This is a genomic window from Acinetobacter sp. SM34 (genome assembly GCF_022012365.1).
Lineage (GTDB): Bacteria > Pseudomonadota > Gammaproteobacteria > Pseudomonadales > Moraxellaceae > Acinetobacter.
Map to the genome: position 1 here is coordinate 25403 of NZ_JAKLTP010000003.1, position 15493 is coordinate 40895.

Genomic DNA, 15493 nt, shown 5'->3' on the forward strand with positions numbered 1-15493 from the left:
TGAGCCTTAAGCCTGACCATCGAAAGTAATATTCGAACTGGCGCGCATTAAGCGATCGCCGCCTTCTTCCGACAACTTGATTTGCAAGCGCAGATCGTTAGGGGAATCCGCATGTTTCAATGCGTCTTTATAAGTAATCTGTTTGGCTTTGTAGAGGTCAAACAGGGCCTGGTCAAAGGTTTGCATTCCCAGCTCACGTGAACGTTTCATCAGGTCTTTAATTTCATGAACATCACCTTTACGGATCAGGTCTGAAATTAAAGGTGAGTTGATCAGGATTTCAATAGCGGCACGACGTGATTTACCATCTACGGTTGGAATCAGCTGCTGCGCCACGATCGCTCTTAAATTGAGGGATAAGTCCATAAACAGTTGATTGTGACGGTCTGCTTCAAAGAAGTGAATAATACGGTCAATGGCTTGGTTGGCATTGTTGGCGTGTAGGGTAGCAAATACCAGATGGCCGGTTTCAGCAAAGGCGATGGCATAATCCATGGTTTCACGTGAACGGATCTCACCAATCAAAATGACATCGGGTGCCTGACGTAAGGTATTTTTTAACGCGACTTCAAAGGTATCCGTATCAATCCCGACTTCACGCTGGGTAATGATGCAGCCTGCATGTTCATGAATAAATTCAATAGGGTCTTCAATGGTAATGATATGACCCTTTGAATTTTGATTACGGTAACCAATAATTGATGCCAAAGAGGTAGATTTACCAGTACCAGTCGCGCCGACAAAAATGATGATGCCGCGCTTGGTCATCGCCAATTCTTTTAAAATTGGCGGTAACTTGAGGTCATCCATGGTTGGAATCACGGTTTCAATACGACGTAAAACCATACCTGGTTGATCGCGCTGTTGAAATGCGCTGACACGGAAACGTGCGGTTTTGTCTCGGTTGTTGATGGCGAAGTTACATTCGCGTGTTTCGGCAAATTCTTTACGCTGTTTATCACTCATAATCGAGTTTAAAAGCTGTCCCACCACTTCGCCGGTTAGCTTGGTTTTTGCGATGGGCAGAATCTGGCCATTAATTTTCATGGATGGTTCAACATCAGCCGTAATAAACAAGTCAGATGCCTGTTGTTGAATCATCAAATTGAGTAAATCATTAAAATCCATAATAAGAACCCCAATCCGTTTTAAACTTATAGGAATGCTTCTGGCTGTTTCGCCATGGTGCGCGCAGTTTGCGGACTGATGATGCCTTTAGAGACCAAGGTTTTTAAACTTTGATCAAGCGTAGTCATGCCGTAGTTGGCACCGGTTTGAATGGCAGAATACATTTGTGCCACTTTGTTTTCACGGATCAGGTTACGAATTGCAGGAATACCAATCATGATTTCGTGTGCAGCGACACGGCCACCACCATTTTTCTTGAGTAGGGTTTGTGAAATTACAGCCTGTAAGGATTCAGACAACATGGCACGTACCATGTCTTTTTCTTCAGCCGGGAAGACGTCAATCACACGGTCAATGGTTTTTGCTGCAGAGGTGGTATGCAGTGTACCGAATACCAAGTGACCGGTTTCAGCGGCAGTCAATGCCAAACGGATGGTTTCAAGGTCACGCATCTCACCGACCAAAATAATATCCGGGTCTTCACGCAGGGCAGAACGTAATGCTTCGTTAAAGCCATGGGTATCACGATGCACTTCACGCTGGTTGACCAGACATTTTTTAGATTCGTGTACAAATTCGATCGGGTCTTCTACAGTCAGGATATGGTCATAACGCTGGTCGTTAATATAGTCGATCATCGCGGCAAGTGTGGTCGATTTACCCGAACCTGTAGGTCCGGTCACCAGTACAATACCGCGCGGGTAATTACAAATATCTTTAAAGATTTGACCCATGCCTAAATCTTCAATGGTGAGTACTTTTGAAGGAATGGTACGGAACACGGCACCTGCACCACGGTTCTGGTTAAATGCGTTCACACGGAAACGGGCTACGCCTGGCACTTCAAATGAAAAGTCAGTCTCTAACTTTTCTTCAAAATCACGACGCTGTTTATCATTCATAATGTCATACACAAGTTTGTGTACTTCTTTATGTTCCAAAGCCGGCAAGTTAATACGGCGAACTTCGCCATCGACACGGATCAGTGGCGGCATCCCGGCAGATAAGTGTAAATCTGATGCCCCGTTTTTAGCTGAAAATGCTAAAAGTTCAGTGATATCCATAATTTCCCCGAGTTCATTTAAATGTTATTTATTTTGATAGAATAATAAGGCTTTCCCCGAGCTTAACCAACAGTTAGTTGCAGGGGAAGGCAAAAAAAGATGAATGAAATGAGAACCTCGTCAATGAATAGTCTTCAACACCCACGAAATCAAGTTATACAGCAAATTGAAGAGGCCTGTAAACAAGCCCGGTGCAATGCGGGAAGCGTACAGTTACTGGCTGTTTCGAAGACACATCCTAGTGAGTCTTTACGGGAGATGTACCAGACCGGACAACGTGCATTTGGAGAAAATTATTTACAAGAGGCATTGGATAAAATTGAATCTTTAAGTGATCTGGATATTGAGTGGCATTTCATTGGTCATGTGCAACGCAACAAGACTAAACATTTGGCTGAAAAATTTGATTGGGTGCATGGCGTAGACCGTCTGATTATTGCCGAGCGTTTATCCAACCAGCGTGAAACAACACAAGCGCCGTTGAATATCTGTTTGCAAGTGAATATCGATGGACAGGATACTAAAGATGGTTGTCAGCCGAGTGAGGTTGCAGACCTGGTCAGACAAATCAGCCGGCTGCCCAATTTAAAGTTACGTGGTTTGATGGTGATTCCCGCACCGAATAATCATCAGGCATTTTTAGATGCTCGTGCATTATTTGAAAGTGTAAAAGCTGAGCATGCACAGCCTGAAGATTGGGATACCTTAAGTATGGGAATGTCGGGTGATATGCAGCAAGCGATTGCTGCGGGTTCGACCATGGTTCGTGTAGGAACGGCACTGTTTGGTGCACGGGATTATTCAAAATAAATCGCGAAAACATCAATGCTGATGATTTTGAAAACTGAACTTTAGGGTTCAGTTTTTGTTTTAAAAATTGAACTTTCCACTAAATTTGGGTACAAAAATAACAATCTAAAGGAATAATCTCAATAAGAAACCATTTATTCGACAGGAAAAATAGGGAAGTGTATGGCAGCATATTATCAACTGATTGAGCGAAATACGGATGCAACCGGGGAAGTCACCGCCCATTATCGCTCAACAATACTGGCACAAGGTGCATGGAATGAGCATGAGCAACACATGGCACCGGCCACAGGCATTATCTGTGCGGAATTAGACCGTTTCATGCCACGTCAAGATATGCGTATCGGCAGGATCAGTTTAGATATTTTAGGTCTGATTCCTGCCGGAGTGTTCAGTGTCAGCACCAAAGTAATTCGTCCCGGAAAAACCATTGAGTTGATTGAGTCGGAAATGAAGTCTCAGGGTAAAACCTGTATTGTGGCACGGACTTGGCGCATGATGACGCAACAAAGCCGGTCAGTGAAAGGTCTGGAAGATGCACATGCAACCGGGCCTGAAGCTGCACCGATCTGGGAAGGAATCCGCCAGTGGCCGGGTGGCTATATCCAGTCGATAGAAGCAAGAAGCCATGAACGTCGTGCAGGCAAGGGCATCGTTTGGTTACGAACTCAGCATGATATGGTTGAGGATGAGTCCACGAGCGATTTTGTGCGTTTAATGGGGATGGTGGATACCGCCAATGGCATTGTACCGCGCCAGGATTGGCCATTTAGCTGGGGTTTTCCTAATCTGGATTTGCAAATCCATATGCACCGTTTGCCACAGGGCCAGTGGCTGGGTCTGGAAACCATGCAGCAATATGGAGAAGATGGTATTGGCCTGAGCAGTTCTGTACTGCATGATGTGCATGGCCCCTTTGGGCGCAGTGAACAGATTTTGACATTGCGTCCCATCGCCTGACCGATGCTTGCCGGTTAAAAAAGCCTAGACGATGATCTAGGCTTTTTTATGCTTTTTTGGATGAGTTTTTAAATTTATCCCACAATCTCAATGGTACTTGCCCCAGCACCCAAAGGTTTAACCTGAATCTGCACGGGGATTCGTTCATGCATTTCCTGAATATGTGAGATCAGCACCACTTTACGGCCCTGATTTTGCAATTGATCCAGTGCATTCATGACCATGTGTAAAGAAGATGCATCCAGCGTGCCGAAGCCTTCATCAATAAATAAAGATTCAATTTTCATTGAACCTGAGGCCATATTGGCAATGGCAAGTGACAAGGCAAGGGCAGTCAGGAAGGATTCTCCACCTGAAAGTGAAGTAACCGAACGGGTTTCTCCATCCATGTCGTGATCAATAATGGCCAGACTTAATGAGTGCTCCAGGCGTTTGAGCGTATAACGCTGTGACAGCAGGGCCAGTTGCTGGTTGGCATGTTCAATTAAGATATCCAGATTGTATTGCTGGGCATAATCACGGAATTTTTTACCGCTGGCATCACCCATCAGTCCTGAAATTTTGCCCCAACGGTGTTCTTCGGTTTGAATTTGCTGAATACGCTCGGCGAACTGCTGTTGCTTGGCCAAATTGCGCTGATGCAGTTCTAGTTTGATATTGTGTGCATCACGTAAAGCCTGGGCATCTTTCAGTTGTTGCACCAGTTCATTAAGTTTTTGCTGTAATTGCTCAAAGTCAATTTCAGGTTGCTGAACAAGATGTTGCAGTTGCTGCTGCTGTAAGGTGTTGACTGCCGATTGCGCATCTGTCAGGCTGCGTTCAGAGGCCTGAACAACCTGACGGATATGTTGTTCTTGTTCATTGGAAATCTGCTTAAGCTGTTCCAGTACAGTCAGATTAAAATCGCTATGCTGAGCAAGCCAATGCTGGATTTCTAAATTTACAGTGGACTGTTGAGCTTCAAGTTGTGCCAGTTGCGTTTTGAATTGATCGAGCTGGCGTTGTTGTTCAATGAACTGCTGACGCACTTGATCATAACTTTGGCGGACTTGGTTAAATTGCAGCTGTAAATTTTTTCTCTGTGCATCGTATTCACTGAGCCAGTCATGAGGTTTTTCAACCTGTGTATGCGACATGTTGAAAATCAGTTGTAGTGCTTGTTCGGTATTTTCCTGTCCTTTACGTTGCAAATCTGCTTTGAGCACTTCAGTTGCAGCTATTTGCTCAACACTAAAATTGACTTTTTGATCAAGTGCATTGAGATGCTGCTGTTGTTCAGTTATCTGTCTAGCCAAACTTTCCAAGGCTTGTAGCAAATCTGCCCGTTGGCTTAATTGCTGTGCCAGTGCAGAAGCAGTGGCCAGGGTTTGAACTGACCAGGCCAGTTTTTGTTCTGCTGACAGCAAATCAATAATGTACTGAATATTTTGCTCAGCCTGATGCACACTCGAAAGCTGTTGCTGGATGTGCTGAATGTTTTGGATTAAAGCACGCTGCTCTTGTTGAGTGCGTTCTAATAGCAGCAGTTGTTGTTCAATCTTATCCACATTGACTTGTAGCGATTGTGCAGACTGAACAAGCTGTTGCTCAATCAGCTCCGATGATTGAGCAAAATTAAGTGTGATCTGCCCACTCTCCGCCAAGGATTGTAATTGTTGCTGAACATGAAGGGTTTCATGCGCTAATTGTTTTAATCGCTGCTGATGCTGTTCTAAAGCTGAACTTTGCTGCGTCAAACTGTGTTGCACTTTTTGCCATGCCTCAAAGCTTTCCTTTTCCAGCTGTATGGCTTGCTGTTCTTGTTGTTGCTGTAACTGCATTAATTCATCAGACAGGGTTTTATGGTCTTGTTTGTAAGGATGTTCCGTACTGCCACAGACCAGACAAGCTTCGCCGTCAATCAACTGTTCACGCAGCTTTTCGATATTTTCTGCATGCAATAAACGCTGTTGTTGTAGAACGCGTTGTAAAGTTTCGCGTTCTTGCTGTTGAGATTGATACTTCAGTTCAGCTTGCGTTACTTGTGTTTTTAAATCTGCAACTGATTGCGTAAGTTCCGTGTATCTTGCTTGGACTTGTTGCTGTTCCAGGTTGATCTGGACATATTGCTTAAACTGGCTTTGAACGAGACTGAGCTGATGACTCTGTTTGAGCTGGTTTTCACGACTTTGGCGTTGTGCCGAAAGCTGCGCACTGATCTGTTCATCCTGCCCAAATTGTTGTTGCAAGGAAGAGAGTTGTTGCTGCTTTTGCTCAAGTTGAGTGGCCGCAGACTGGACTGAACCATAGGCTTGTTCAAAATTTTGATATTGCTGGATAAAGCGTTGCAATGGGTTTAAATGCGCTTTTAAACCATCGTCCAGAGTTTTGAATTGCTCGGTTTGAATCAGTACATGGGCTTGCTGCTGGTGGTATTGCTTGAGCTGTTCAAGCTGTTGCTTGAGCTGGTTTTGCTGGTCGAGTAAATGCTGTTGCCCCTGTTTAAGCTGCAAAATTTTGCCATGTGCATCTTTGAACTGCTGACCAATATATTCACGTTCCTGAATGCATTGGCGAACCTGATCTATGGTTTGCTGATGGGTCTGTTCAAAAGTTTGCTGTGCTTTGAACTTCTCATCTACAGTTTGAAATTGCGATTTTTCTAGTTCATGGTGTTGTTGAATAGCAGCAAAGTGTTGTTCTGTAGTTTGCAGCTGTGGATGCAGTTTTTGCAGATCAGATTGAACCTTATGCTGTTGAATCACACTCGGGCGAATTGAAGCAAATACTTCAAGTTGTTTGAGTTGTTCGCGTTCACTCGCCAATTGCTGATATTGCTGTTGTTGTGCTGCAAGTTGCTGTTGGCGGGCCTGAATATCTTTTTCAAGTTGCAGCTTACGTTCAAACCATTGCTGTTGCTGATTCAGCTTGTGCTTTTCAGTTTCCAGTTGCGTGAGCTGTTGCTGTGCTGCGGCTAATTGTGCTTGATGATCAGAGACTTGCTCCTCGGAAAGCAGCTCAATATGTCCTAAGATATTTTCCAGTTCTTTACGCTGATTGGCAATTTGCTTGGTTTTTTCATAAGCTAGCTGGCCAATTTTGCCAAAGATATTGGAATTGGTCAGATATTCCAGTAATTCACCGCGTTCATTATCACGGGCTTTTAAAAATACCGTAACTTCCGACTGTGCCAATAATACGGCTCGGGTAAATTGCTCAAAACTGAGTTGGGTAATTTTGAGAATACTGGCATCGACCGCTTTGGCTTTATCGGCAATCACAACGCCGTCGGTCAGGCATGTTAAATAACGCTGTACACTTTGCAGTTTGCCATCGACTTTTTCACGTGAACGTTTCAGCTCCCAGCGCGCAAGATAGCGTTTCTGGTCCTGTGCGACAAAGCAGACTTCGGCAAAGCCATGCGCGGTGCCCCGGCGCAAAACCGTCAAAGGTGAGTTAGTCAATAACTCTGAACCATCTACATCGACCAGTTTTCCGTCGCTGTCTTTTAAACGTGGAATTTTATTAAAGAGTGCCAAACACATGGCATCTAAAATCGTGGATTTTCCGGCACCGGTTTTTCCTACCACGGCAATCAAACCTGCACTGGCTAAAGGTTCACTTTCAAAATCAATAAAATGTTCACCTGAAAGGGAGGCCAAATTTTTTATACGAATGGATAAAACTTTCATGAATTGCCCTTAACGGATCTGTTGTTCTTCTAGTGACTTTTGTGCTTCGTGAAGCAGGCTCATAAAATCTTTAAAAACATCTTCATCGTTGCTGTAGCCTTGCTTTTCCCAGATCTGCTGGAATAGTTTTTCCGGTGTTGGCGGTTCTAGGCAAATTTTGGCAATTGTGGAGCTGCCATTTTCTGCAGACAAATATTGCCGTGAAATGCGCACCAGACGATAACGGTTTTTAGGCAGTGCCTCTTCAAATTGTTGTCTTAAATTGGGCAGTGGAGGCGTCAGGGTATGATATTCGATATCAATATATTCACGTTGATCAATATTTTCAATTTCACCTTCGGGCAAGGCTTTGAGCTTTTGTATCACCTCATTCAATTCACCGCGAATTTTATGCAGCTGAATACTGCGCGGAATAGCAACGGCCTGGAACTGAAAGCGTGACTCATCTTCTAGTGCAGGATCAATATTCACTTCAACAATTTGATGTTTATAGTTGATTTCACTAAAAGAGAGGGGAATCGGGGAGCCACTGTAACGGATATGGGGGTGTTGGACTTTTTGCGGTTTATGCAAATGTCCCAGTGCGACATAATCAATGCTTTCATCAAATAATGCAGTGGATAAAGCTTCTTCATTACCAATAATAATCGGCCGTTCCGAATCAGACGTTTCACCGCCTTGCATATGCGCATGTGACATTAAAATCAGTGCCTGATCCGGTGTTTTGCGTTTTAGTGCTTCTGCAATCAGTTGCTGGTGCAAATAGGCAATCGCATTTTGGCTATTGGTAGTATGTTCATTAAAACCGGTAATTTCTGCTGGACGTAAAAAGGGCAGTGCTAAACACCAAGCCACAATATGTTTTTGTGCATCGTAAATGGGAACCAGTAAGCGCTCTAGGTCAATATGTCCGGCAGCATTTTTATGAATGACCCCGACCGTTTTAGCATTATATTTTTCCAGTAAAGGCTCAACCTGTTCAATACGGTAACCGGAGTCATGGTTCCCTGCAATCATCAGCGTTTGCATATGCGGGGCAATGGCATGTGCATCGGCTAAAAATTGATAGAGCTGCTTTTGCGCACTGGATGCAGGATTGATGACATCAAAAATATCGCCTGAAATTAATAAAGCATGTGGTTGTTTTTGTTTAATTTGTTCAATTAACCATGTTAAAAACTGTTCATGTTCATAATAGCGTGAATGGTTGTAAAAGAACTGTCCTAAATGCCAGTCTGATGTATGCAGAAAATGAACAGCCACGAATGCCCCAAATCACATTGGTTAAAATGAGCCTATAAATTACCATAAATAATGCAGCCTATTCTGCATTTCATCACAAGTGTATTCGCATAATTTATGATAATTCATTTAATTTTAAAGTTTTTTTATTGGGCATTTTCATCCGCTTCTACCAGACCAAAGGTATTGTGATCGAGGTCGAGAAAATATCCCTGCCAGCAACGTCCCGGGATGGCAAATTTGTCCATGGCAATTTGACCACCTGCGTTCAGAATTTTCTGTGCAACTTCATCGAAATTTTCAACCAGAACAGAGCAGGTATAAGCATTGGTACCATAATGTGTCGGCGGTATTTCAGCAGGGCGTTTAAGTAAGCCGCCAGACATGTTTTCAGTTTTGATCTGGTAATATTCAATAGGCAGATCTGCAACTTTGCTAAATTCCCAGCCAAAAACAGACTGGTAAAAATTAATGTCTCTGGTTGGATTGGAAGACTGGATTTCAAAGTAAACGATATTATTCATCATGTTATCTCAAGTGTTGTTTTGAAAATTTTAGAAAAATAGAGGGGTGTTGTTCCAAGTGCAGAACATACGGATTACTTCGAAAATAAATCAAATAGCTAGAAATATATGTTTCTTCTTTGAGAGAAATTGTAGAATAAATAATCATCTTGAAATGTAAAAATGTTCAGTGGTGAAAAAGCAGTTTTTATTGGGGAACCTGCTTCAAGCAGGTTAGTCATCAAGAGCGTATTGAAATGTCGTGTATGCTAAAACCAGAACATGCGAAGACATTTTTTTGCCCATTCAAATTAGAGTAGTTCTATGCCGAAAAATCCGTTTGATGAGCAGCAATTGTCGAATGACATGTTTTATAAAACATTATTAGAGTCGACTTTGGCCATACCTTGGAGCATAGACTGGGCCACCAAACAGTTTAGTTATATTGGTCCTCAAATTGAAAAGTTACTGGGCTGGGAACAGAGTTCCTGGAAGTCGGTGCAGGACTGGGCAGACCGTATGCACCGGGATGATCGTGATCATGTCCTGAATTATTGTGTATCTCAATCCATTGCCGGTATAGATCATGAAGCGGATTATCGTGCCTTAAAGGCAAGCGGTGGATATTGCTGGATTCGTGATGTGGTTCATGTGGTACGTAAGGAAAATGGTGAAGTTGAACGTTTAGTCGGCTTTATGTTTGATATTTCTGAACGTAAGAAAAAGGAAGAGGAATTAAAAGCGTTGCACCGCAAGCTGGAAGAATTTTCCTATAAAGACGGTTTAACTGAAATTGCCAACCGACGCTTATTTGATGATTTTTATTCACGTGAATGGAACAACGCAATACGTGAACAAAAGCCCCTGTCGGTCATTTTGATCGATATCGATTTCTTTAAACAATACAATGATTTTAATGGGCACATTATTGGCGATGCCTGTATCAAGCAGATTGCACAGATGCTGGAAAGCTGCTGTGTACGTCCACGTGACCTGGTGGCACGTTATGGGGGCGAGGAATTTGCGATCGTGTTGCCAGATACCCCTTTAGAGGGGGCAGTTCAAATTGCAGAAGATATACTTCGCATGATGGATCAGGCAAAACTACCCCATCGGGCCTCTCCCATTTCAGAAAATGTCAGTTTAAGTCTGGGGGTAAAATGTATTAGTCCGACAGAGAAAGATGACAAAATACACTTTTTAAATATGGTCGATAAAAACCTGTTTAAAGCTAAACAGACCGGACGTAAACGTTATATTGCCGATGAAACGAAAATCACGGTTTAGGGCACAGCAGTTCATTAAAAAAGTAAAATAATCCCCTTTATGAGGGGATTATTTTTATTTATTTTTTATTAATCCTTAAAATGTACCGGAATCCATTGGTAATGTTTTCCATCTGCTGAATAAATATGCCCAATGCCTGGGAACGGTAAATGTGGTGCAGCAATCTGCTGACCCTCTTTGGCATATTCGGCAAAGTGTTTTAAACGTGTCTGTACCGCTGCTTTGGGATCAGTATCAAACTCAATCGCGGTTTCAGGACGGTCAAACTGCAATGTATGGGAATGCACGATATCGCCAATAAACACGACTTCCTGACCATCAGCTTTGAGTTTAAAGCTGTAATGTCCCGGAGTATGACCAAAGGATGGCTTAAATTCGATGTTACCCAATGCCAATGATTTGTCCGAGAATACCTTCACTTTTTTGGCTTTTTCATATGGGGCTAAAGCTGCTTTAATTTTTTCAACTGTGCCTAAAAATGCAGCCTGTTTGTCTTTTGGCAGTTTCTTCACGGTATTGGGATTTAACCAGTAATCGTATTCTGTTTTGGCAATGTGCAGCGTGGCATTTGGATAATTGGCCACGCCCTTGTTGGAAATACCGCAGACATGATCCGGGTGTAAGTGAGTAAGAAAAATCTCGTTCACTTGCGTAGGTTGATAACCTGAAGCTTTGAGGTTGTTATAGATTGAACCCAGATGTGAGCCAAAGCAGCTGGCTGCACCACTGTCCACCATCAATAGTTGCTTGCCTGTATTAATCAAAAATGCATTCACAGAAGTTTGAATGCCTTGGGCTTGGTCGGCATAGTATTTTTTGAGAATGTCCATTTTTTCTGCATCACTTAAGCTTTTAAACATGGAAGGATTGAGGTAAAGCGTGCCATCAAGTAGGGCAGTGATTTGGGTATTGCCGAATTGGTGGTGGTAATAGCCTGCGACTTGTTTTTGAGCTGGAATGGTAGTGGGTTCAGCAGCTTGGGTGGTGATGGCTGCAGTGCTTAGAGTTAAAGCTAGGAAAAGTGGTTTTAAAGTCTTCATAGGTTTCTTATAAGTTTTAAAAGGATAGAATGTTTTTAGCATGTTTTAGGTGGTTTTGCATGTGCATAGATTATCGTTTAATGTTGTATTAAATAATTATTTTAAAAGTAGGTGCTTATGCCCGAAGAAGAATATTCAGGTAAAGATTTAGCTTATTTGGATCAAAATATTTTAGATAGCTTTTTAGATTGTATTGAAACTGATCCAAATTTTATTGAAGGATTTTTAGATCATGTACAAGTTGTTTATTCAGATGTTTCTTTTCAGGAAATTTATAGAGCCGGTCTGAAAAATAAAAAATATTCTGCTGCATTCTTAGATTTATTAGATAAGCTTAACGCAATTTATATAAAGCCGATTATGGATGAAAATTTTAAATTTACGGGGCAAATGAGGCTTATATCAGGTTCAGCCACTGAACTTTATGAAGAATATATTAGTGAAAGTTTGAAATATGATGAATTTCTAAATCCATTTCAGAAAACTATTTTTGCCATGTATGGCGGTATTAAAGACTATGAAAGTATGGCAGATTTACAAATTGAGGCACAATATAAGTTGTTAGAATTTCTTGAGCAGCAAATAAATATTTTAAAAAATGAGAAAATTAAACATTCACTCTTTGATATGCTTATTAAACAGAAAGAAAATCAACTAGATGGCTTGAGAATGCAAATGCCTGAGTTTGAGGGAACTGTACGAAAAAATGCTGATTTTATGAAGCAAGCTAACAGTGGAACTGATGCTCATTTAGCTTACAGAAAAGAATTAAAACTTAATATTGATGAGATTAATCAACTTCAATTTCCAAATGTTCTAATGAAAATTTGGAACATCCTTAAAGAAAATAATCCTTCATTAGATGAATTGGAGTTAGAGGATTTTTTACGAATTAGGAATGTGGAGCATAAGTTTGAAAAGATACATGCGATTTATAGTAATTTAAATTTAAGTGGATTTAGACCAGAAAAGAAAGTTAAAAATGAAAAAAAATTTGTAAGTGCACAAGCTGATATTTCACATGTAGCTTATGCGAGTTATTGCAATTACTTTATTACGAATGATGAACGGTTAGTAGATAAAAGTAATGTTATTTATGAATATTTAAAAATTAATACTGAGATATTAAGTATTCCACAATTTTTAACAAAGTAGAAATTAGAAAGATGTTTTGGCGACATGGATGTCGCCGTTCGCTTGTGATACATGGACGTATCATCAAGCGGACAAAAGATTTTTGTTACTTTTGATCTTTCAAAAGTAAGGCAATGCCTACGTAAAGAAACAATTTTTTATAAAGTCAAAATGGGGCTGTGATTCAATAAATCCTCTCCCTAACCCTCTCCTTTACAAAAGGAGAGGGAACTTATAAGCATAAAAAAGCCCCTACATCAGTAGAGGCTTTTTTTGATCTTAGATTTTAAATCTTAAGACACTTTATCACCCGGTTTAGCACCAGTTTCAGGTGAAATCACCCAAACACCTTCGCCATTACCAGCCGCAAGTACCATACCGTTTGAAATACCAAAACGCATCTTACGTGGAACAAGGTTCGCAACCATTACCACCAATTTACCTTTTAAGTCTTCAGGTTGGTAAAACTCACGAATACCGCTAAACACGTTACGTGGCTCAGCTTCACCCACATTTAAAGTCAATTGAAGAAGTTTGTCAGAACCTTCAACCGTAGCAGCTTCAAGAACTTCCGCTACACGTAGGTCAACTTTCATAAAGTCTTCGATACCGATGATTTCAGCTTCACCGACTTTAGCTTCAGCTTTCTTCTCTTTGGCTTTCTCTTTTTTCTTTTCCACTTTTGGTGCTTCAGCAGGGGCAGCTAAAGAATCTTTAGATGCATCCACCATTGCAGCAACCGCTTTCGGATCTACACGTTGCATTAACGGTTGGAACAACGCAATTTCGTGAGCAGTTAAAATTTCTGTACGAGAAGCAAAGTCGAAAGATGCCAATTTCAAGAAGTCTTGCACTTGAGCAGCCAATGTTGGAAGTACTGGAGCCAGGTACACAGCCAATTGACGGAACAGGTTAATACCTACAGAACATACATCATGAACTTGTTGTTCTTCGCCTTCAACTTTCGCCAGTGCCCAAGGCTTTTTCTCATCGATATATTGGTTCGCTTTATCTGCAAGTGCCATGATTTCACGAATCGCCGCAGAGAATTCACGCGCTTCATATTGAGATGCAATTGAAGCACCCGCATCAATAAAGCTTTGCACCAGTTCAGGCTCTGCACACGTTGCACTTAACTTGTTGTCAAACTTGGTATTGATGAATTTTGCACAACGACTTGCGATGTTGACCACTTTACCCACAAGGTCTGAATTCACTTTTTGTACAAAGTCATCCAGGTTTAAGTCAGAATCTTCAACTTTATCCGAAAGTTTAGACGCGAAGTAGTAACGCAGGTATTCAGGGTTCAAGTGCTGTAAATAGGTTTCAGCTTTAATGAAGGTACCGCGAGATTTCGACATCTTCTGACCATTTACAGTCAGGAAACCATTCACAAATAAGCCTGATGGCGTGCGGTAATTTGCACCTTCGAGCATTGCGGGCCAGAACAATGCATGGAAATAAACGATGTCTTTACCAATGAAGTGATAGACCTCATTTTTAGAATCTTTTTTCCAGTAATCATCAAAGCTTAGGTCAGGACGTTTGGTCTTGATGTAATTTTCAAAACTCGACATATAGCCAATTGGCGCATCAACCCAAACGTAGAAATATTTGTTCGGTGCATCTGGAATTTCAAAACCAAAATATGGCGCATCACGTGAAATATCCCAATCGTTTAAGCCATTGTCGAACCATTCATCTAACTTGTTCGCAATAGAAACTGGTAAACGACCTTCGTCACGGGTCCATTTTTGCAAGTATTCAGCAAAGTTAGGCAGTTTAAAGAAGTAATGATCTGAAGATTTTTCTACAGGCGCTGCACCGCTTAAAGTCGATTTTGGATTTAATAATTCAGTTGCGTTATAGGTTGTACCGCAAACTTCGCATGAATCGCCGTATTGATCTTCCGCTTTACATTTCGGGCATGTGCCTTTAATGAAACGGTCAGACAGGAACATGCCTTTTTCCGGGTCGAACAATTGAGTCACAGGGCGAACTGCAATATTGCCTGCTTCACGGTTTTTAATGTAGATCTCTTCCGAGCGTGCCTTGTTGGCATCGCTGTTAGTCGAGTCATAATGGTCAAAATGCACGCCGAAACCATCGAAGTCACGGATATGTTCTTTTTGCACATTGGCAATCTGTTGTTCCGGTGCAATACCATTGGCTTCAGCACGCAGCATGATTGCTGTACCGTGAGCATCATCCGCACATACATAAGTCACACTATGACCCATTGCACGCATGGCACGAACCCAGATATCTGCCTGGATATAACCGAGTAGGTGACCCATATGGATCGGGCCATTGGCGTAAGGAAGGGCATTGGTGACTAGGATTTTACGCACGGATTCACTCTCTCATTCGTATTCATTATGCAATGGGCCATAATTTTACATGATGCAGAGGGGATTACAAAGAAATGCTTTAGCTGAAGCGCAACCAATAAAGCGGCCTGAATATTCAAATACAAAATTCGATATCATCTGATGAGCGACGATTCAACAATTGATCGAGTTACGTTAGCGCTACTTCCTGCACTCAATAGCAACAACATGTACAGCCTTTGTTGCAGTTTACTTAATTCACCTACTTCGTTGCATGCTTTGTGCTAAAAAATTGTCTGATCATTTTATGACACCTCAGGAGGG

General features: G+C 41.7%; 11 protein-coding genes. 4 read left to right on the top strand and 7 right to left on the bottom strand.

The window, feature by feature from the left end:
- Positions 1–6 precede the first annotated feature (6 nt).
- Together LZZ98_RS03240 and LZZ98_RS03245 are read right to left on the bottom strand one after the other, a co-directional pair.
- Positions 7–1128: a PilT/PilU family type 4a pilus ATPase gene (locus LZZ98_RS03240; RefSeq protein ID WP_237786625.1), complete on the bottom strand. Its 1122-nt coding sequence runs from the start codon at positions 1126–1128 to the stop codon at positions 7–9.
- Positions 1129–1154: 26 nt separating this feature from the next.
- Positions 1155–2192 (bottom strand): type IV pilus twitching motility protein PilT, encoded by a 1038-nt coding sequence (locus LZZ98_RS03245; protein ID WP_237786626.1) that lies wholly within the window; start codon positions 2190–2192, stop codon positions 1155–1157.
- 123 nt (positions 2193–2315) lie between these two features.
- On the opposite strand from LZZ98_RS03245, the gene LZZ98_RS03250 reads away from it, so the two are divergent.
- Complete coding sequence (locus LZZ98_RS03250; RefSeq protein ID WP_237786627.1) at positions 2316–3002, top strand: YggS family pyridoxal phosphate-dependent enzyme; 687 nt, start codon at positions 2316–2318, stop codon at positions 3000–3002.
- A gap of 162 nt (positions 3003–3164) precedes the next feature.
- A complete protein-coding gene (locus LZZ98_RS03255) occupies positions 3165–3962 on the top strand; it encodes a thioesterase family protein (protein ID WP_237786628.1) in 798 nt (265 codons plus the stop codon).
- Between the two features lie 74 nt (positions 3963–4036).
- Here LZZ98_RS03255 and LZZ98_RS03260 read toward each other — a convergent pair whose 3' ends face one another.
- From LZZ98_RS03260 to LZZ98_RS03270, 3 genes are all read right to left on the bottom strand, one after another.
- Positions 4037–7633: an AAA family ATPase gene (locus LZZ98_RS03260; protein ID WP_237786629.1), complete on the bottom strand. Its 3597-nt coding sequence runs from the start codon at positions 7631–7633 to the stop codon at positions 4037–4039.
- 9 nt (positions 7634–7642) lie between these two features.
- Positions 7643–8896, bottom strand: coding sequence for an exonuclease SbcCD subunit D C-terminal domain-containing protein (locus LZZ98_RS03265; protein ID WP_237786630.1), 1254 nt, complete (start codon positions 8894–8896; stop codon positions 7643–7645).
- 125 nt (positions 8897–9021) lie between these two features.
- On the bottom strand, positions 9022–9399 hold the full coding sequence (locus LZZ98_RS03270; protein ID WP_237786808.1) for a VOC family protein: 378 nt from the start codon (positions 9397–9399) through the stop codon (positions 9022–9024).
- A 303-nt stretch (positions 9400–9702) separates the two neighbouring features.
- Here LZZ98_RS03270 and LZZ98_RS03275 point away from each other — a divergent pair, with 303 nt between their 5' ends.
- Positions 9703–10665, top strand: a complete 963-nt coding sequence (locus tag LZZ98_RS03275) for a diguanylate cyclase (RefSeq protein WP_237786631.1) — start codon at positions 9703–9705, stop codon at positions 10663–10665.
- Between the two features lie 68 nt (positions 10666–10733).
- On the opposite strand, the gene LZZ98_RS03280 is transcribed toward LZZ98_RS03275, so the two are convergent.
- Positions 10734–11705 carry an MBL fold metallo-hydrolase gene (locus LZZ98_RS03280; protein WP_237786632.1) on the bottom strand — a complete coding sequence of 324 codons (972 nt, stop codon included), beginning with the start codon at positions 11703–11705 and terminating at the stop codon, positions 10734–10736.
- A gap of 117 nt (positions 11706–11822) precedes the next feature.
- Here LZZ98_RS03280 and LZZ98_RS03285 point away from each other — a divergent pair, with 117 nt between their 5' ends.
- Complete coding sequence (locus LZZ98_RS03285) at positions 11823–12860, top strand: hypothetical protein (protein WP_237786633.1); 1038 nt, start codon at positions 11823–11825, stop codon at positions 12858–12860.
- 272 nt (positions 12861–13132) lie between these two features.
- Here LZZ98_RS03285 and metG read toward each other — a convergent pair whose 3' ends face one another.
- A complete protein-coding gene (metG, locus tag LZZ98_RS03290; protein ID WP_237786634.1) occupies positions 13133–15190 on the bottom strand; it encodes a methionine--tRNA ligase in 2058 nt (685 codons plus the stop codon).
- Positions 15191–15493: the final 303 nt, after the last annotated feature.